The organism is Peptoniphilus sp. Marseille-Q6390, assembly GCF_965119475.1.
Window position 1 is genome coordinate 615471 of sequence record NZ_CBCPLS010000001.1, and the last position, 20089, is coordinate 635559.

The 20089-nt window shown below is 34.5% G+C and carries 18 protein-coding genes; 17 read left to right on the top strand and 1 reads right to left on the bottom strand.

Features of this window, described 5'->3' with window-relative positions; genetic code table 11:
- Positions 1–64: 64 nt before the first annotated feature.
- The 10 genes from cmk to tsaD all read left to right on the top strand — a co-directional run bounded on the left by cmk (position 65) and on the right by tsaD (position 9773).
- Positions 65–685: a (d)CMP kinase gene (gene cmk / locus ACWPVO_RS03030; protein ID WP_250341859.1), complete on the top strand. Its 621-nt coding sequence runs from the start codon at positions 65–67 to the stop codon at positions 683–685.
- A gap of 3 nt (positions 686–688) precedes the next feature.
- Positions 689–1279 carry a lysophospholipid acyltransferase family protein gene (locus ACWPVO_RS03035; protein ID WP_454206434.1) on the top strand — a complete coding sequence of 197 codons (591 nt, stop codon included), beginning with the start codon at positions 689–691 and terminating at the stop codon, positions 1277–1279.
- Positions 1264–3354, top strand: coding sequence for a bifunctional 4-hydroxy-3-methylbut-2-enyl diphosphate reductase/30S ribosomal protein S1 (locus ACWPVO_RS03040; RefSeq protein WP_454206436.1), 2091 nt, complete (start codon positions 1264–1266; stop codon positions 3352–3354). The genes ACWPVO_RS03035 and ACWPVO_RS03040 overlap by 16 nt, the downstream gene beginning before the upstream one ends.
- A 456-nt stretch (positions 3355–3810) precedes the next feature.
- A complete protein-coding gene (locus ACWPVO_RS03045; protein WP_454206438.1) occupies positions 3811–4416 on the top strand; it encodes a hypothetical protein in 606 nt (201 codons plus the stop codon).
- Positions 4407–6650 carry a DUF3160 domain-containing protein gene (locus ACWPVO_RS03050; protein WP_454206440.1) on the top strand — a complete coding sequence of 748 codons (2244 nt, stop codon included), beginning with the start codon at positions 4407–4409 and terminating at the stop codon, positions 6648–6650. The genes ACWPVO_RS03045 and ACWPVO_RS03050 overlap by 10 nt, the downstream gene beginning before the upstream one ends.
- A gap of 83 nt (positions 6651–6733) precedes the next feature.
- A complete protein-coding gene (locus ACWPVO_RS03055) occupies positions 6734–7267 on the top strand; it encodes a nitroreductase family protein (RefSeq protein ID WP_454206442.1) in 534 nt (177 codons plus the stop codon).
- Positions 7251–7709, top strand: coding sequence for a tRNA (adenosine(37)-N6)-threonylcarbamoyltransferase complex ATPase subunit type 1 TsaE (tsaE, locus tag ACWPVO_RS03060; RefSeq protein ID WP_060799996.1), 459 nt, complete (start codon positions 7251–7253; stop codon positions 7707–7709). The genes ACWPVO_RS03055 and tsaE overlap by 17 nt, the downstream gene beginning before the upstream one ends.
- Positions 7690–8364, top strand: a complete 675-nt coding sequence (tsaB, locus tag ACWPVO_RS03065; RefSeq protein WP_454206444.1) for a tRNA (adenosine(37)-N6)-threonylcarbamoyltransferase complex dimerization subunit type 1 TsaB — start codon at positions 7690–7692, stop codon at positions 8362–8364. Before tsaE ends, tsaB begins: the two co-directional genes overlap by 20 nt.
- Positions 8336–8770, top strand: coding sequence for a ribosomal protein S18-alanine N-acetyltransferase (gene rimI / locus ACWPVO_RS03070; protein ID WP_195443182.1), 435 nt, complete (start codon positions 8336–8338; stop codon positions 8768–8770). The genes tsaB and rimI overlap by 29 nt, the downstream gene beginning before the upstream one ends.
- 4 nt (positions 8771–8774) lie before the next feature.
- A complete protein-coding gene (gene tsaD / locus ACWPVO_RS03075) occupies positions 8775–9773 on the top strand; it encodes a tRNA (adenosine(37)-N6)-threonylcarbamoyltransferase complex transferase subunit TsaD (protein ID WP_454206446.1) in 999 nt (332 codons plus the stop codon).
- Between the two features lie 269 nt (positions 9774–10042).
- Here the strand turns inward: tsaD and ACWPVO_RS03080 are convergent, their stop codons facing one another.
- On the bottom strand, positions 10043–11560 hold the full coding sequence (locus ACWPVO_RS03080) for an oleate hydratase (RefSeq protein ID WP_454206448.1): 1518 nt from the start codon (positions 11558–11560) through the stop codon (positions 10043–10045).
- A gap of 98 nt (positions 11561–11658) precedes the next feature.
- On the opposite strand from ACWPVO_RS03080, the gene ACWPVO_RS03085 reads away from it, so the two are divergent.
- The 7 genes from ACWPVO_RS03085 (at position 11659) to purH (ending at position 20087) form a co-directional block, all read left to right on the top strand.
- Positions 11659–14550 (top strand): insulinase family protein, encoded by a 2892-nt coding sequence (locus tag ACWPVO_RS03085; protein ID WP_454206450.1) that lies wholly within the window; start codon positions 11659–11661, stop codon positions 14548–14550.
- Between the two features lie 10 nt (positions 14551–14560).
- Complete coding sequence (locus ACWPVO_RS03090) at positions 14561–15340, top strand: inositol monophosphatase family protein (RefSeq protein WP_285072615.1); 780 nt, start codon at positions 14561–14563, stop codon at positions 15338–15340.
- Between the two features lie 438 nt (positions 15341–15778).
- Positions 15779–16459, top strand: coding sequence for a phosphoribosylaminoimidazolesuccinocarboxamide synthase (locus ACWPVO_RS03095; protein ID WP_454206452.1), 681 nt, complete (start codon positions 15779–15781; stop codon positions 16457–16459).
- A 9-nt stretch (positions 16460–16468) separates the two neighbouring features.
- Positions 16469–16945 (top strand): 5-(carboxyamino)imidazole ribonucleotide mutase, encoded by a 477-nt coding sequence (gene purE, locus ACWPVO_RS03100; RefSeq protein WP_005955862.1) that lies wholly within the window; start codon positions 16469–16471, stop codon positions 16943–16945.
- Between the two features lie 11 nt (positions 16946–16956).
- On the top strand, positions 16957–17988 hold the full coding sequence (gene purM / locus ACWPVO_RS03105; protein WP_454206455.1) for a phosphoribosylformylglycinamidine cyclo-ligase: 1032 nt from the start codon (positions 16957–16959) through the stop codon (positions 17986–17988).
- Positions 17972–18574, top strand: a complete 603-nt coding sequence (gene purN / locus ACWPVO_RS03110) for a phosphoribosylglycinamide formyltransferase (protein WP_454206457.1) — start codon at positions 17972–17974, stop codon at positions 18572–18574. Before purM ends, purN begins: the two co-directional genes overlap by 17 nt.
- Position 18575: 1 nt before the next feature.
- Positions 18576–20087 (top strand): bifunctional phosphoribosylaminoimidazolecarboxamide formyltransferase/IMP cyclohydrolase, encoded by a 1512-nt coding sequence (gene purH, locus ACWPVO_RS03115; RefSeq protein ID WP_454206459.1) that lies wholly within the window; start codon positions 18576–18578, stop codon positions 20085–20087.
- Positions 20088–20089 lie beyond the last annotated feature (2 nt).

Sequence of the window (20089 nt, forward strand, 5' to 3'; positions counted from 1 at the left end):
ATAAAATATAATAATTAATGATAAGAGTCACTACAGAAAGTAGTGATTTTTTTTGGAGGTAAAAATGAAAATTGCAATAGATGGACCAGCAGGTTCTGGCAAAAGTTCTCTTGCAAAGGAAATTGCAAAGAGACTTGGCGTCCTATACGTGGATACAGGAGCAATGTATAGGGCAATCACACTTAAACTTTTAAAGGAAGATGAGTCTTCTTACGAAGAAATTCTTAAAAATACAAAAATATCTTTTGATGGAGATAAAATATTTCTTGATGGAAGAGATGTCTCAAAGGAGATAAGAGAAAATGAAATTTCCAACAAGACTTCAGAGATGTCCAAGAAGAAGATCATTAGGGACTATCTTGTGAAGATGCAAAGAGAAATTGCATCTGACAAGGACGTTGTTATGGAGGGAAGAGACATTGGTTCAGTTGTCCTAAAGGATGCTGAGTACAAATTTTTCTTAACTGCTGATGTAGAAACTCGTGCCATGAGAAGGTACAAGCAAATTGATGACGACAAGGTTAGCTTTGAGGAAATATTAGAGGACTTAAAGGTTAGAGACTACAATGACTCTCACAGGGCCAACTCTCCACTAATTCAAACAGAAGATGCAATATTAATTGACAGTACAGACTTAAATGCTGAAGAGACAATTGAAAAAATAATTTCTTATATAAAAAGGTGATTTATGTTTTATTTTGCTGTTAGAAATTTTGTGGGATTTTTCATAAGACACATTTATAGAATTGAGGTCTTAGGAAGTGAAAACATTCCACAAGATAGTGAAAGATTAATAGTTTGTGGCAACCACAAGTGCAACCTAGACCCTGTAGCCATATCGGCAGTTTTTGATAGACAAATTTTTTGGATGGCAAAGAAGGAACTCTTTAAAAATAAATTAATAGGTGGTTTCCTATCTAAGCTTGGAGCCTTTCCCATTGATAGGGAGGGTAATGACCTGGCAGCCATAAAGAAGGCACTAAAAATTTTGAAAAATGAAAAGGTCCTAGGAATTTTTCCTGAAGGAACTAGGATGAAGGAAGTTGACTACACGAGAATAAAATCAGGCATTGCCCTAATTGCACAAAAGACAAACTCAAGAGTCCTTCCAGTTTATATTGAGGGAGACTACAAACCCTTTAGGAAGACTAGGATTCACTTTAGGAAGCCTGTAATGATTAATAAGGAAATAAAATATTCTCCAGAAGAACTTGAAAATATTTCCCAAGACATAATGAGAATAGTGTATGGTGATGAAGTCAAATGGAAATTATTGTAGCTGACAAGCATGGATTTTGTGGCGGAGTAAAAAGAGCTGTTAAGATGGCCTTTGATAATGCAGATGAGGGAGTCTACTCCTATGGTGATCTTGTTCACAACGAAAGAGTTGTAAAGGAACTTGCTGACTTGGGAGTTGTGACAATTGACAAGACAAATGTAGAAGACTCAAAGGTTATAATAAGAAGTCACGGAGTCCATAAAAAGATTTTAGACCAGTTAGAAGAAAAAAATAATGAAATAATAAATTGTGTCTGCCCTAAGGTAGAAAAAGTTTATAATATAGTAGATAATTTCTACAAAAAAGGTTATAATGTAGTAATTATTGGGAATGAAGAACACCCCGAGGTGGTGGGAATTAATTCTCGATGCAATGACTCTGCAACAATTATTTCCAATTTGGAAGACATTAAAATTCCAGAGGGAAAGATAGTTATAGTCTCACAAACTACAAACAAGGTAGATTTTTTCGAAAAAGCAACAAATCTTATAAAAGATATTTCAAAAGATGAAGTTTTAGTTTATAATACTATATGTAATGCAACTTTCGAGAGACAAGAGAGTGTTAGAGATTTATCGAAAAAAGTTGACGCCCTAATTGTTTTAGGCGGCAAAAAATCTTCAAACACAAAAAAACTTGCAGAAATTGCAAAATTAAATTGTAAAAATGTATTTTTAATTCAGTCCATTAGAGATATTGATTTAAATATATTTAAAAAATTTAATAAAATAGGTATTACCGCCGGAGCATCCACACCGGAATCGGTAATCAAGGAGGCTGTTAGTAGGATGGAAAATTTTGACAAAGGTGAGATGATGGAAGCCATCGAAAATTCTTTTAAAAGAATTAGACGTGGTGAAGTAGTAACTGGAGAAGTTTTATATATAACTGATTCAGAAGTAATGGTAAATCTTGGATACAGATCAGATGGTATCATTTCAAGAGATGAACTTGCAGGAGGACCTGATGTAAATCCTCAAGATCTTTATGAACAAGGTCAAGAAATTGACGTTTACGTTCTAAAGATGGACGACGGAGACGGCAATGTTGTTCTTTCAACAAAAAGAGTTGCTGACATGAAGGTTTGGGATGAAGTTGAAGAACTTTATAACAACAAAGAAAACATAACAGTAACTGTTAAGAACCAAGTTAAAGGTGGACTAACTGCAGATTTCAGAGGACTTAATGCATTTATACCTGCATCTCATGTTTCTGTTAGATTCCAAAAAGATTTAAGCAAATTCATTGGAGAAGAATTCGAAACTGAAATTATCGACTTTGATAAGAGAAAGAGAAGAATTGTTCTTTCAAGAAAGAATGTACTTCAAGAAGAACTAGACAAGGTTCGTGACGAAGTATATGACAAGCTTAAAGAAGGAGACATTATCGAAGGAACTGTACAAAGATTAACTAACTTTGGTGCATTCGTAGATGTTGGAGGAGTAGATGGACTTATCCATATCTCTGAACTTTCTTGGAACAGAGTTAAACACCCTTCAGATGTAGTAGCACCTGGAGATGTAGTTAAGGTACAAGTTCTTAATGTAGATAAAGAAAAGAATAGAATCGCACTTGGACTAAAACAAACTATGGAAAAACCATGGGATGTATTTACTAATGAAGTTAAAGTTGGCGACGTTGTTAAGGGTAAGGTTGTAAACCTTCTTGACTTCGGTGCTTTCGTAAGACTTGAACAAGGCGTTGATGGTCTACTTCACGTTTCTCAAATCTCAAGAGAACACGTTGAAAAACCACAAGATAAACTTTCTATTGGTGAAGAAGTTACAGTTAAGGTAACTGACATTGATGAAGAAAATCAAAAGATTTCTCTTTCAATCAAGGCTCTAATTGAACCTGAAGAAAAAGAAGAAGGCGAAGAAGCTAAACCAAAGGAAAGAAAACCTAGAAGAGAAAGAAAAGCTCCAAAGAGAGAAAAGAAAATTGAAGAACCTAAACAAGATGACTTCAACATGACTATTGGAGAAATGCTAGGACTTAACTTCTCAGATGCAAATCTTGATGCTGATCTAGTTGATGAAGATGTAGCTGAAGAAGAAAATACAGATCAAGAATAATAATTCTTATTTGAATTTTAAATATAAGGAGACTCGCAAGCCGGGTCTCTTTTTTCTTGCAAAAAACTGAAAAGGCAATTAAATAGTTTTATAAATATTTATAATTGCTATCTCACTTTAAAACCTTTGCTTCTATGATATAATCAAATAAAGTATATAAGGAGGTAATTATGAATAAGAAAAGATTAACTTTGATTGTGCTTTTACTTATTGGTCTTCTAATGCCATCAAGTTTATTGGCAAAAAGTTTTTCTGATTTAATTTACCATATGGCTTAGGAGACTGAGCCATATTTTTTTATGCCTCGTAAGTGAAAAAATTTTTTCATCTTTAATTTAAAATTTTCAGAAGCTATCTCCTTGAAGAATTAAAAAATTTTATGGCCTTCCATTATAAAAATTTATAAAATAACACGTTATACAAATAAATTGTTAAATTAAATGTTATAATGATCTTATGAGATACATAATTTTTTTACTTATTTTTTTGACAGGCTGCAGGAGTAAGGAAGCTAAAATTTTAGACAACTCAATTCATGATAATCTTTCAGCAGAAATTATTTCTCTTGATGGGGAATATGGAAGCGAATTAAAAATTAAAAATAGGGACAGAGAATTTTCTATTGATGTAAGTGACATAAGGCCTTGGAAGCTTGATTTTTGTAATGTCGATGGAGGTGAGATGGAGCTTGCGATTGGTGTTTATAAAAAGACGCCCTTTGATCAAAAATTTGACAGGAGGTGCTTCTTATATAACATTGACCTTAAAAACAAAAAGCTAAGACCAAAACTTAGAATTTCAAGATTATATAACCCCATTACAGATTTTAACTTGTGCGACCTTGATGGAGATGGTTATGATGAGATTATTTCAATAGAAAAAAACCTTGATGGCAATTATTTATTTGGTGTATATGACTGGACTAATTTTGCTGTCGAAAGAAATCATGGGAGTGAAGTCTTAAAGGACCAGCCAAAGTTTTTAGACAAGGAGAAAAAAGTTGAGATAGATGGAAGCGAGAGAGAATTATATTTAGAAGGAGATGAAATAAAATGGAAGTAAAGAAGAAAATAATTTTAACGTCACTTGTAGCACTTTTGCTTTTGACTGGCTGTAAAAATGATAAGGGAGTATTGCCAGAAAAGGAAGCTGCAAAGATTGAACTTCAAGATACAAAATTTTTAGATGAAATGGAAAATAAAACCACTTATATTGATTACAAGCTTTCCGAATTCACACCAAGCCTTAAAGATTATAAGATTGCTGATGACTTTTCTAATGTTGTTAATTTTTCTGAATTTGGAGATTTTACTCAAAAACAAAAAGAAATGCTATTAAAAAATGGATTCGTAATTACTAAACCAAAAAACTTGGAAAACAATGAATACAGTGAAGATCCATGGAATTATGAATTCGACCAAATTCACCAAATTTATGAAGACAACGAGTATAAAATCTTAGCAAGTTTTGTCACAACTGATTCAGTAACTCACATCTTCCACATTTTTTACGATGGATTTTTGAGAAATTTGGAAAAGGATGAGTTCTATCCAAAGTCTCTTGAACTAAATAAAAACTTGCTTGCAGAAAATATAAATCTTCTAAGTGAAATAAAAAATGAAAAATTAAAGGATATTCAATTTAAAAATATTGCCTTTATAGCTACAGGACTTAAGCTTTTGGGAAGCGAACCTGAAAATTTACCTGAAGAAGCCAAGAAGATTTACGAAGAAGAGATAAAAAATGCAAGCTCAGAAGAAATTGCTTCCTCAGCTATAAGTGGAAGAGATGTAGATTTTTCACAACTTAAACCTAGGGGACACTACACTAGAAGTGAAGAATTAAAAAAATATTTCTCAGGCACAATGTACTTTGGGCAAGTAGGCATATTTATTGAAAATGATGGAGATCTTAATGAAGATGGCATCTTGCAAGGACTACTTCTTACTCATTCAATTTATAAAAATCCTGAAATTTTAAAAACTTGGGAAGATTTAGTTGAGCCAATTGACTTTTTAGTGGAGTCTGCTGATGACCTTTCCATAAGAGAATATGCAAGAACTCTTTACGGGGTTTATGGAAAAGATTTTGACATCAATAAATTAGATGATAATAAAAATTTAAGCAAGGTTTACACAGTCTTGAAGTCCTATCCAGATCCACAAGTTGCAGGTTTTATGGGCAAGTCCTTTAGGTATATGCCACAAAGAGCTGTAATGGATAGCGTATTGATGCAAAATGTTGTTGATATTGCAGGCCCAAATCACCCATCTGATAGACCAATTTATTCTGGCCTAGACCTTATGGCTGCCTTTGGAAATGAAAAGGCGAGAGAAATTTTAGATAAGGATCCTTACAATTCTCACTGGGATAAGTACAAGGAAAAAACTGATGAAAATATTTCTACTGTAGAGAAGATGGAAGATTTAGACTGGCAAAAAAATATGTATCGTGGTTGGCTTTGGATGCTAAAGTCCTATGATCAAAAATTTGGAGAGGGATACCCAATGTTTATGAGAAATGATGCTTGGGAAAGGAAGGACCTAGTATCTGCCCTTGGATCTTTTGCAGAATTAAAACACGACACAGTTTTATATGGAAAGGCAGTCATGGCTGAAATGGGTGGCGGAGGAGATTTTGAAATTCCAAAATCCTACGTTGAACCAAATGTTGAGCTTTATGAAAAATTAAATTGGCTACTTGAATTTACAAAGGTCAATTTAAAAGATCGCCAAATGTTAAGTCAAAAGTATGAAGAAAAATTAAATAACTTCCAAGCCATGGTTGTTAAGTTTAGAGATATTTCTATTAAGGAACTTCAAAATGAGCCTCTTACTGAAGAAGAAATTATTGATTTACTAAACATTGGTGGAGAAATGGAAAGAATAATGGTTGACTTCGTTGAATCCTCTGATGAAAATAATATTTCTTATTGGTATGAAATCCAAAATGCAACTGATAGGAGGATGCCAGTTGTAGTTGACCTAATGAGAGTTGTGGAAAACAGCGTGGGTCTTCCTAAAGACGAAATCTCTCACATAGGAACAGGTAAGCCGATGGAAATTTTTGTAATCTATCCTCACCAAGATAAACTTTATATGGGTAGGGGAGGAACTTTCTCTTATTACGAATTTTTAAATAAGGAAAGACTTACTGACGAAGATTGGCAAAAGATGGTTTATGATGATGCAAGAGATTTTCCAAAATGGTATAAAGACCTTGTGACAGAAGAAAAGAAAGCAATAGAATTTCATAGTTATGGACCAGATTATGAAGAAAGCATGTATAAAGAGTAGTTAAAGAGGGCTAGCCCCTCTTTTTTTCTTGCAAATTTTTAAATTTGAAATTACTATGTGTTATAATACTTTGAGGTGATGATATGCTTTTAGATTTAGTTGAAAAGAGAAGAAGTATAAGAAAATTTACTGATGAAAAAGTTTCTGAAGAAGACTTGAGAGAAATCTTAACAATTGCACTGCATGCCCCAACGGCAAAAAACAGAAACCCAGTTAGATATATAATTATTAGAGATAAAAAAAGATTGGAAGAGCTTTCTAATTATAAGGTAAACAGCGCCAAGTTCTTGGCGGGAGCTGATGTAGCTATTGCCATAGTAACAGATAGTGAGATTGCACCGAACACCAACCACCAAGATGCATCTATTGCTGCAACATATATTTTACTTGCTGCTGCTGACTTGGACCTTGGAGCAACTTGGGCAAATGTTGTTGATGCCAAGTACGAAAGTGGAATTTCTGCTCAAGACTTCTTGCACAAGTTCTTTGACCTTGAAGACAAATTTGATGTTGAGTGCATAATTGGCATAGGTCATCCAGCAGAAGAAAAATCAGAGAAAGTTCCCTTTGAATATTCTGAAAATGTATTTGAGGATTTACATGATAAGCTTAAATAATTTAAATGAAACAGAAAAATTTGGAATCTTTCTAGGAGAAAATTTAAATCCAGGAGATGTTGTCTGCCTCAATGGTGACTTGGGAGCAGGTAAGACAACCCTAACTAAATCTATTGCCAAGGGACTTGGGATCGATGACTATGTAACAAGTCCAACCTTTACCATAGTTAATGAATATTATGGTAAGACTGACCTCTACCACATTGACACCTATAGACTAGACGACAAAATTGATGTGGACTATCTTGGCTTTGATGAATATTTTTATTCTGATGGAGTTACCATAGTTGAGTGGGCAGAAAAAATTAGGGATGCCCTGCCAGAGGAATACATGGAGATAAATATTAAGTCCCATGATGATAAGAGGGACCTAGAGATAAATTATCTTGGAAATAGATTTGATAAATTGAAGGAGAAATTAGATGAAAGTTTTGGGAATTGATACTTCCACAAGGACAACTGCTATTGGACTAATTGAAGATGATGAGGTCTTAGCTGAATATAACTTAAGAGGTCGCGTTTCTCATTCAGAATCAGTGACAGATATGATTGAAGAGATTTTCAAAAAATTTGAATTTTCTTTAGATGACATTGACTTAATTGCCGTTGGCATAGGACCAGGATCCTTTACAGGACTTAGAATTGGAATTACTATTGCCAAGGTCTTGGCATTTTCACTTAATAAGGACTTAGTTGGAGTTTCATCTCTTATTGCAAATGGGATGTCAGACTACGGCAAGGTAGCAACTATTGTTGATGCAAGACGTGGAAATGTCTACGGATCTATAATTGATAATAAAGAAGAGCCAGAAGTTCTATTCGAAGACTCTCTCTTGCCCTTTGAAAAATTTAAGGAAGAATTAAACAAGTATGATGAGGTCACTCTTGTGGGACTTGATGCAGAAAAGTTTTTGGGAGAAATCCCCCAAGGGAAATTATCAAAGAACAAGGGAATGAGAGGGACAAATATTGCAAGGCTAGGTCTAATAGAATATAAAAAGAAGGGACCTGTAGATGTTTTTAATCTTGTACCAAATTATTTAAAATTATCACAGGCAGAGGCCCAGTATGAAAAGAATCACGAGACTGGCAAATAAGTCTGACATAGATAGGATTCACGAGCTTGAGGTTGAAAACTTCGAGAACCCCTGGTCAAAAAAATCCATTGAGAACGCCATAGTTTTTGATGAATTATCAGATATTTTAGTTGTAGAAGCTGATGGCGACCTAGGGGGTTTCATTTCCTTTATGACGATTTATGACGAGATTCACATTGGAAATGTTGCAGTTGCAAAAAAATATCGTGGGCAAAAATTTGCAAATGACCTCTTTGAAGGTCTAATAGATCTTGCAGACAAGGGATCCTACAAGATAACCCTAGAAGTTGAAAACTCTAATAGGGTTGCCTTTAATTTGTATAAAAAGTTTGGATTTATTATCCAAGGAATGAGAAAAAATTATTATGGCATCGACAGGGATGCCTATATAATGTGGAGGGAGTGATGAGATGAAAGTTTTAGCAGTGGAATCCTCTTGCGACGAAACTTCAGTTGCTGTAGTTGAAGACGGACGAAAAGTTTATTCCAATGTAATTGCATCACAAATTGATACACACAAAAAATTTGGTGGAGTAGTGCCTGAGATTGCATCGAGACAACACGTTGAGGCAATTAACACAGTATTAAAAGAAGGACTTGATGAGGCAGGAGTGGACCTTAAGGATATAGATATTATTGCAGCGACAAAGGGACCGGGACTTATTGGGGCTCTTCTAGTTGGTTTAAGTGCAGGAAAGACTCTTGCCCTTGCAACTAATAAACCCTTTGTTGGAGTTAACCACATAGTGGGACATGTTTGTGCAAACTATATTTCCTTTAAAGAATTGGAGCCACCCTTTATAGGTTTAATAATTTCTGGTGGTCACACTTATTTAATCGAAGTCAAAGACTATGTTGACTTTACACTTCATGGAAGAACTGTTGACGATGCAGTGGGAGAAGCCTTTGACAAGGTGGCAAGGGCCATGGGCATTGGTTATCCCGGTGGACCTATAGTGGATAAGCTTGCAAAAGAAGGCAAGGAGACCATAGACTTCCCAAGAGTTATGATCAAGGAAGACAATTACAACTTTTCTTTTTCAGGTCTTAAGACTGCAGTCCTAAATTATTTAAATTCAACTAAGCTTCGTGGAGAAGAAATTGTTAAAGAAGATGTTTGTAAGTCTTTTCAAGAAGCAGTTGTTGATGTCCTACTTGAAAAGTCCTTTAGACTTGCAAAAGAAAAGGGCATGGATAAGATTGTCCTTTGTGGTGGAGTTTCAGCAAACTCTAGGATAAGAGAAGCCTTTGAAGAAATGGGCAAGGAAGAAGAGATTAAAATCTTCTATCCTGAACTCAAGCTTTGCACAGATAACGCAGCTATGATTGCTTCAGCAGCCTACTATGAATACATGGCTGGCAAGCTTGATGAAGAAAATTTTGCAAACCCAAATTTAGGTTTGGAATAAGTTAGATATTAAAAAATCTAAGTCTATGAATTAATAATACTTCATGACTTAGATTTTTTTATTTTGTAGTAAAAGTTTACAAGCTTATACTTTTGTAAAAAGAAGTAAATTTCTGTGAAATTATAGACTTTTATAAAGTTATAAGATTTTATGAAGTTATTACTTCTTATAAAGTTAAAAGATTTTATGAGGTCAGACTTTTTTACAAGTTAGTGAAAACTTGTGGAGTCAAAAACAACAATAAAAAAAGTGCATTTCTGCACTTAATTTTATAAAGAATTAATAAATTTTAAAATTTCTATCTTAGAAAGACTATTTTCAAAAACTTCTAGGTGGTCAATGCCCATGAGTTCGTGGGCACTTTTCAAGCCCTTCTTTACCAACTTTTCAACAGAATAAAGTTCGCCAAAGTCAGAAGCCTTTGATGAAAGGAAAATTAAATTTGAAATTTGATTTAGGTTTTTATTGTAAACTTCTCCAGGAAGCTTTTTATAATTTTCCATCATAGAGATAGAAACAGATTTTAAATTAAACCTAAGCTCGCCAAAGTCATCTTCAAGTCCAAAGAGCTTAATAAGTTCGAAGAAAAAGTCTTCACCATTGAGGGCCTTAAAGACATCGCCAATAAAAATTGAATTTTTGTTGGGATTTAAGACCTTTAGGATAATTTTATTGCCAAGGATTTTTGCAGAAATCCCAGACTTAGTCTTGAAAATAAAGAAGTCACTGTCCCTTAAATTATTTTTAATTTTATCTGTAAAGATTGGGTCAGAGAATTCAAAGTTCACATATAAGATGCCTGAGTCAGAAGTCTTGCCTTGGATCTCCTTGTAAATGTTATTGCTAGAAATTTTTTTGCCAAAATAATAGGTGTTTAAAATATTTTCTGGCACGCTTTCTGTGTTGCCAAGATAAAGATTGTCCAAGTAAGTTGGGGATTCAATGGAAATAATATCCTTTAAATCTGTATAGACTTCTTCGACATGTTCATCTTTTTCAAAGACGAGCTTATCCACGTGAGTTTCGGTAGAAGAAAATTCAAGGAACTTGTAACCATCTAAAAACTTAACGCCCAGGTCTTCCAAGTAGCCTCGTAACCTTTCATAAATCATATTGGAGTCCAAGCTGAAGTAAGAGCCTGAGCCAATATAATCAAGAAGGGCTTCCTTTAATTCACTAACTGGAGAAGTGGCTTTCAAGTTGTAGATACTTGCTAAGTAGTAGTAAAAATTTGAATTCAAAAAGTCTGAAAACAAAAAGTACTTCTCAATACTTGATTCACTTTCAAAATCAAGGGGAGAAAGCATCAGCTTGTAGATTTTCTTCTTGCTAACTTCATCAAGCTCATCAACATCATAGGATGAATTCATAGACAAGTCCATTATTCTTGGACTTTCTTTTTTTGTCATCTTTTCATTTATTTCAAGAATTTCTTCTTCAGTCATTATATTTTTTAAAATTTCAAAAGTGTTTTTAAAGTTGTATTCAGAAAACCTGTTGTCAAAGTTTATATAAGTATTTTCTCCGTGAGAGATATTTGCAAACTCATTAAAGCCCTTTGTATAAATATTTATATTTTTTGGGTCTAAGTTTGCGTGATTAATAAGTCCATAGGCAAGAGCAAGGTTCCCAAAACCATCGCCTAATAAATAGGCAAGAGAACCTTCGTCACGATTGGGCATTAGGACCTTTACTTCATCATCAGAAACTTTTTTTGCAGCAAGGATGGCTGCAGAAATTGTTGCAGCTGCAAGAGCTAATTTTTTGATGTCATCTTTTCTTGACATAATTTCACCTCAAGTAGACTTTACCCAATATATAGCCACTTAATTCTAGTTTGTTAAATTGTTTTTGAACAAGTATAATGGAGCTTGGAGGGATTAACTTGAATAAATATAAATTAATCGAAGAGAAATATATAGACGAGGTTGCATCTAAGTGCAAGGTCTATACTCATATAAAGACAGGAGCAAGAGTCTTAACTCTTGAAAACAATGACGACAACAAGGCCTTTGGTATTGGATTTAGGACGCCACCTGTAAGGGGCAATGGTGTTTGTCACATAGTTGAGCACTGCGTACTTTCTGGTTCAAGAAAGTTCAGGACTAAGGAGCCTTTCATGGACTTGATAAAGTCATCGCTACAAACTTTTTTAAATGCCATGACTTTTCCAGATAAGACAATTTATCCAGTTTCATCAAGAAATGAAAAGGACTTCTACAACTTGATGGACGTCTACCTTGATGCAGTTTTCCATCCAGCAATTTATGAAGAAGAAAAAATCTTTCTTCAAGAGGGCTGGCACTATGAATTAAAGGACAAGGATGACGACTTAAAATACAACGGAGTTGTCTACAACGAAATGAAGGGTGTTTATTCTTCATCAGAAAATATTGTGTCAGATGCCATGGTCTTTGCCCTTCATGAGGACTCATCCTATGGAGTTGACTCTGGTGGAGATCCTAAACTTATTCCTAGCCTAAGCTACCAAGAGTTTAAAGACTATCACAAAAAGTACTACCACCCATCAAACTCCTACATCTATCTTTATGGAAATCAAAATATGGAAGAAGCCTTAGACTTCATTGACAAAAATTATTTGCAAGACTTTGACAAGGCTGAAATCAATTCAGAAATTATTTTAAATGATGAAATAAAAGAAACTAAGGATGTGGAAATTACATTTTCTGCATCAAAGGAAGAAATGAAGGACAAGATCGACTACCTATCTAAGGGTTGGACAATTGGTTATGCCGACTCCAAGATGGATGTCTTTATGCGTGACTTCTTGGCAGAACTTTTAATTGAAGCTCAAGGAGGACCACTAAGAAAGGCAATACTAGATGCAGGTCTTGCTGAAGATGTATATTCAGAAACTTCATCTTCACTTCCTCTAGACCTATCTATAGTTTTAAAAAATACTGACGCAGATAAGAAAGATGAATTTTTAAAAGTTTTAAAGGACACTTTAGAAAAACTTGTTGAAGAGGGAATTGACAAGGATCTACTTGAAGCAACTTTAAATAAGTTTGAATTTATCTTTAGAGAGGGTGGAGGAACTCAAAAGGCAATAATCTATTATATTAGGGCTCTAAACTCATGGCTTTACGACCAATCACCACTTGATGCCCTCTACTACAACGATGTTTTGGAAGTAGTTAAGGAAAAACTTGATGATGGCTTTGTAGAAAATTACATCAAGGAAAAACTTATAGACAACGAGTATTCTGTAAATCTTCTTGCAAGACCAGAGCTAAATAAAAATGACAAGGAAGAAGAGGCCTTAAGAAAAGAACTAGAAGACTTAAAGTCAAAAATGTCAGAGGAAGAAATTGATGAAATTGTAAAAAAATCAAGAGACCTTGAAGATTATCAAAATGCTGAAGACTCAAAGGAAAACAAGGACACAATTCCTTCCCTAGACTTATCTGACATAGACGAAAAAGTAACTCGTTACTCAGTGGAAGAAGACAAAATTGGAGATGTGATTTATCTAAAATCAAATCAAGAGACAAATGGAATTGTCTACACAAGTCTATCTCATGACATTTCTTTTATAGAAAAAGAAGAGATGGAGACAATGTCCCTTCTACTTTCATTAATTGGACTAATTGATACAGAAAATTACACTTATGAAGAATTAAATAACGAAATTTACAAGGCGACTGGTGGAATTTCCTTTAACCCAGCTGTATATGTTGATGCAAAGGACAAGGAAAAATATGTCCTAAGGATGAACATAAAGATGAAGTCAACTGCAGATAAGTTTGGGCGAGGTCTTGAAATTATAGATGAAATAATGAAGAGGTCAATCCTCGATTCTAAAAAGAGGATTAGGGAACTTCTAAATATTTTAAAATCAAGAATTGAATCTACGATGCTACAAAATGGCCACCAATTTATAATTTCAATTTTAAAATCCTACTACTCAAGAGTTGCAGACATTCAATCCCACATTGGAGGACTAGATTATTACAAGTTCATGAGGGATTTTGTTGAAAACTTTGAAGATAAGTGGGAAGACTTTGAAAAAGAAGCAGAAAAAATTTATGGAAAACTCTTTGTTAGAGACAACTTAATTATTTCAACTACAGGAAACCTAGCTGATTTAGATAGACTTAAGCCTGAGTTAGAAAAATATATTAAGTCTTTAGAAGTGAAAAACATAAAGCCAGCAGATTATGAATTTAAAAGAGAAAATAAAAATGAAGGACTTTATACAACTTCAAATGTTGTCTACGTATCAAAGGGTTATGACCTGGAAGACTTGGGATTAAAATACAGGGGAGACCTAACAGTCCTCGCAAACATTTTAAACTCATCCTTCCTTCACAACGAAATTAGGGCCAAGGGTGGAGCCTATGGCGGTGGAATTTCTATTGGAAGGTCTGGCGACATGGCGACTTACTCTTATAGGGATCCAAATTTAAAAAACACAGTTAAGGTTTACGACTCTATTGGAAACTTTGTAGAAAATTTAAAGATGGAAGATGAGGACTTAAAGAACTTTATCATTGGATCAATGAACTCCTTTGACCCACTACTTTCTCCAGAACAAATTGGAGACATTAACCTATCAAGATTTATAACAGGACTTACAATAGAAGACCTAGAAAAATCTAAGAAGGAAGCCCTTGAAACAAACTTGGAAAGATTAAATACCTATGGAAAATTCTTTGATGAAGCTATGAAGAAAAATTATCTTTCTGCCTTTGGTAGCGAAAGCATAATTAGGGATGGGGCTGACCTCTTTAAGGAAATAAAATCCATTAAGTGATTGGTGAACTATGATTAATTACGAAGACATATTAAGTGAAATTGAAAGGCTAATGAAGGAAGCTTCAAAAATTTTCTTTGACTTAGACCCACAAAATAATTTCGAGATGAAGGGGAGAAATGACTTTGTAACAGAAGTGGACTTCAAAGTTCAAGAAGTTTTAGAGGGCGAACTTTTAAAACTAATAGAAGGGTCTAACCTCTTGGCAGAAGAAAAGGGCAAGTCAAGTGCAGAGATAAAAGACTACACTTGGGTTCTTGATCCTGTTGATGGAACAAGCAACTTAGTCCATGGATTTCAACACTCAGTTATTAGCTTAGCACTAATTGAAAAATCAGAAATTGTCATTGGGGCAGTTTATGATCCCTATAGAGATGAATTTTTTTCAGCAATAAAAGGTCAGGGCTCAAGACTAAATGGTAAAGTCATTAGAGTTTCTCATAATGAAGAACTTGCCAACTCTCTTATTGGTGTTGGAACTGGTGGAGGAAGATTGGGAAGGGTTGACGAGACCTTTGAGATGATGAGATTTATTTACGAGAATACAAATGGCATAAGGCGAATTGGGACTGCAGCCCTTGAGATGTGCTACTCAGCTTGCGGAAGGTACGACGCCTTTATAGAAGACGACCTAAACCTTTGGGACTACGCAGCAGGGACCTTAATAGTTAGAGAAGCTGGCGGACAAGTCATCAATATGCATGGAGAAGAAGTCAAGACAGAAAGAAGAGGCGGAATAATATCTGGCTCTAAAAAAATTGTTGATGAATTAAAAAGATTTACCTATTAAGTTAAAAAATAAAATTTATAAGATCAAAAAACTTTTAAGGCAGGATGAAATTTCATCCTGTCTTTTGTGTAAAAAAATAGGAAAGATGAAATAATTTTGAAGGAATAATCTTAATAAAAATTATAAAAATAAAAAAATTTTTTATAAAAATACAGCTTTACTTTTTTAAATAGGGCTATTTTACTTTAAATTCTAATACTTTATCAATTATTCCCTGGTTCAGAAAAACTATTGACAATTAAAAATTAAATTGTTACTATCTAAGAGTACGAGAGCTCTTATCATGAGTGAAAGTGTGCCTAGGGATCCGGGCTTTGCCAAGGACCGAGCGGTACGGGTACTTTTATTAAAGTATCACACCTTAGGGAAAAAAGCCCAGAGGGGTAGGTTTTACGAAATCTGCCTCTTTGGGCTTTATTTAATTTACTGGAGGAAATTATGAAAACTATTTACCAAGGAAAAACTAAGAATGTATTAGAAGACAACGGAAGATGTTACCTACAATTCAAGGATGACATGACAGGAACTGACGGAGTTTTTGATACTGGTGGAAACCAAGTAGCTGGTAGTATTGAAGGTGCAGGTAAAGAATGTCTAAAGGTTACTAAATACTTCTTTGAAAAAATCAACGAAGCAGGAATTAACACTCACTACATTTCTTCTGACCTTGACAATAATTTAATGGAAGTAAAAAGAGCAAGTGTATTTGGTAAAGGTCTTGAAGTTATTACAAGATTTAAGGCTGTTGGATCTTTCTACAGAAGATATGGTCTTTATATAGAAGAAGGTGCTGACCTTCCAGAATATACTGAAATCACTTTAAAAGATGATGGAAGAGACGATCCACTTATTACTAAAGAAGGACTTGTTACCCTAGGTATCTTAAAAGCTGAAGAATATGATACAATCGTAGAAATGAATAGAAAAATTGCAAATATTGTAAAAGACCTTTTAAAAGAAAAGGGACTAGACCTTTACGATATTAAGTTTGAATATGGTAGACTTGAAGGATCAGACGAAATCGTCTTAATTGACGAAGTTAGTGGTGGAAACATGAGAGCCTACAAAGATGGAGTATATGTAAAACCTCTTGATGTTTCAAAATATTTAGGAATTTAAGGAGTAAAAATGAGAGTATCAATTATAATGGGTTCAATTTCCGACAGAGAAATTGCAGACAAGATAGTTGCAAAATTAATGGAATTTGGAATTGAATATGAAGCCAAAGTAATTTCTGCTCACAGAGCCTTAAAAGAGTTACAAGAATATGTAAAAAATGCTGAAGATGAAAGCCAAGTTTTCATTTCAATAGCAGGCAAGGCTGCCCACCTTGGTGGAGTTATAGCAGCTCTTACTACAAGACCTGTTATTGGAGTTCCTGTTAAGAGTTCAACTCTTGACGGACTTGATGCACTTCTTTCCACTGTTCAAATGCCAAGTGGAGTACCTGTTGCTACAGTTGCTATTAATGGTGGAGAAAATGCTGCAATCCTAGCTGCAGAAATTTTGGCTATTTCTGATGACAATTTAAAGGAAAAGCTAAGACAATTTAGGTCTGATATGTCAGAAAAAATTGCAAACACCGAATATATTTACGAAGGATAAAAGGAGCGGAGATGGCAATTAATTATAAGAATGCAGGCGTAGATGTTGATGCCGGTCAAAGAGAAGTTGAATTAATTAAGGGTATTGTTAAAAAAACTCAATCAAGGGATGTCTTATCATCCCTTGGGGGTTTTTCTGGTTTATTTAATTTAGACCTAGATGGAATTAAAAATCCTGTGCTTTGTAGCGGTACAGATGGTGTTGGAACTAAGGTTATCTTGGCTCACATGCTTGATAAGCACGACACTATTGGTATTGACTGTGTGGCCATGTGTGTAAATGATATTTTATGCCAAGGTGCTAAGCCACTTTTCTTCTTAGACTACATTGCAACTGGAAAATTAATTCCAGAGAAGATGGAAGAAATTGTTAAGGGAGTTGCTGAAGGTTGTATCCAATCTTCTGCATCACTTATTGGTGGCGAAACAGCAGAAATGCCTGGAGTTTACCAAGAAGACCAATACGATCTAGCAGGCTTTGCTGTTGGAGTAGTTGATAAGGAAAAGATTATCGATGGTTCTAGCATCAAGGAAGGCGACATAGTATTTGGACTTTCTTCCAATGGTATCCACTCTAATGGTTATTCACTTGTTAGAAAAATTGTCTTTGACCACTGCAAGCTTTATTTAAATGAAGAAATTGATGAATTAAATTGTACTCTAGGGGAAGAACTTTTAAAGCCAACAAGGATTTATGTTAAGGAAATTCTTGAACTTTTAAAAACTGTAGACATAAAGGGAATGAGTCACATAACAGGTGGCGGCTTCTACGAAAATATTCCTAGGATGATTCCAGATGGACTTTGTGCAAAGCTTGATGCATCTGTAATCGAAACTCCTGAAATATTTAAGCTTTTAAAGAAGTGGGCTGATCTTAAGGATGAAGACATGTATGCTACCTTTAATATGGGAGTAGGCTTTACCCTTGTTGTAGATCAAGAGGATAAGGAAAAAGTTGTTGACTTCTTTAAGGATACTGACTTAAAGCTTTATGAACTTGGAAAAGTTGTAGCTGGAGAAGATAAAATTGATCTTAGCCTCTAAAAATATCGCAGTTTTAATTTCAGGTGGTGGCACAAATCTACAAGCCATCATTGACAATACAGAAAACAATTATATCAATGGAAAAATAAAAATTGTCATTTCCAATAAAGAAGATGCTTATGGTTTAGTGAGAGCAGAGAAGGCAGGCATACCTGGTTTCTTTATAAAAGATGATGAAGAACTAATAAGCAAGCTAAGAGAATATAATATTGACTTAATCATTCTGGCAGGATATTTAAAAATCTTGCCAGAAAAAATTACCAAGATTTATGAGAATAAAATAATAAACATACATCCATCATTAATTCCTTCCTTTTGTGGCAGGGGTTATTATGGATTAAAAGTTCATGAGGCCGTCATAAAAAGAGGTGTCAAGTACACTGGTGCCACAACTCATTTTGTAAATGAGGGAGCAGATGAGGGTCCTATTATCATGCAAAGAATTGTTGAAGTTGAAGGGGAGAGTCCTGAAGAGCTTCAACAAAAGGTTTTAAAGATTGAGCACGAAATTTTGCCTCTTTCTGTAAAATATTTTTGCGAGGATAAGTTAAAAGTTGTTAATGGAAAAGTTGTAATTGGAGGTTAGGATGAGGGCACTTATTTCAGTTTATGACAAAGAAGGAATTGTTGAATTTGCCAAGGAACTTGTTAATAGAGGTTGGGAAATCATTTCTACTGGTGGAACTTATAATAAGTTAAAGGATGCAGGAATAGATGTAATATCTGTAGACAAGGTTACTGGCTTTCCAGAAATTTTAGATGGAAGGGTAAAGACTCTTAACCCAAAAATTCATGCTGGCATCCTTGCTAGACGTGACTTAAAAGATCACATGGAAACTTTAAAGGAAGAAGAAATTGAAACAATTGATATGGTTGTAAACAATCTCTATCCCTTTGAAGAAAAGTTGCTTGAAAATGCAGACCACGAAACTATGATTGAAAATATAGATATTGGTGGACCTTCCATGATTAGGGCTGCTGCCAAAAACTATAAGGACGTCTACATTGTAACTGATCCAGCAGACTACAAGCTTGTACTCGAGTACATAGACAAAAAAGATCCAAAATTTAATGAGTATTTAGCCTGCAAGGCCTTTAGCTACACTGCTCATTATGATGCAGTAATTTCAAATTATTTTGCAAAAAGACAAGGCGAAAGATTCCCAAGATACATTAACAAGTCCTACAAGCGTGTTGAAGAATTGCGATATGGTGAAAATCCACACCAAATGGCAGCCTTTTATGAAGATTCCTACACACCAGACAAGATCGAATACAAGGTTCTTCATGGAAAACAAGTTTCTTACAACAACTTAAATGATATGTACTCTGCCCTAAATGCAGTTATAAATTTTGAAAAACCAGCTGCTGTTGCTATTAAGCACACTAACCCTTGTGGAATTGGCACTGGAGACAGTCTTGAAGAAGCCTTTGTAAAGGCTTATGAATGTGATGACGAATCAATTTTTGGTGGAATCATTGCCCTAAATAGGGAAGTTGATGTAAAAACTGCAGAGCATTTATCAAAAATTTTCTTAGAAATTGTAGCTGCACCAAGTTTTTCTAAGGAAGCCTATGACCTTTTAGCTCAAAAGAAAAATATTAGGCTTATAGAAATCCCTGACTTTGAAAAACTTTACGACCCAGTTTTTAGATTTAAACAAGTCCTTAATGGAATTATTATCCAAAACTCTGATGATGTGATTTGGGACCAAGACAAACTTGACTTCGTTTCAAATAGGAAGCCAAGTGAAACAGAACTCGAAGAATTAAAATTTGCCTTCACTTGCTGCAAGACAACTTTTTCAAACTCAGTTGTTATTGCAAAGGATGGTGGTACACTTGCCCTTGGTCAAGGAGAAACTAAGAGGTCTTGGGCAGTAGAAGAAGCAATTGAAAGGGCTGGAGAAAAGATAAAAGGTGCAGTCCTTGCATCAGATGGATTCTTCTTCAGGGACACAATTGAACTTTTATACCAAGGAGGAATTGATGTAATAGTTCAACCAGGTGGATCTGTTAAAGATCAAGAAGTTATAGATTTTGCAAATGAAAATAATATTTGTCTTGTCTTTACTAATATGAGACATTTTAGACACTAGGA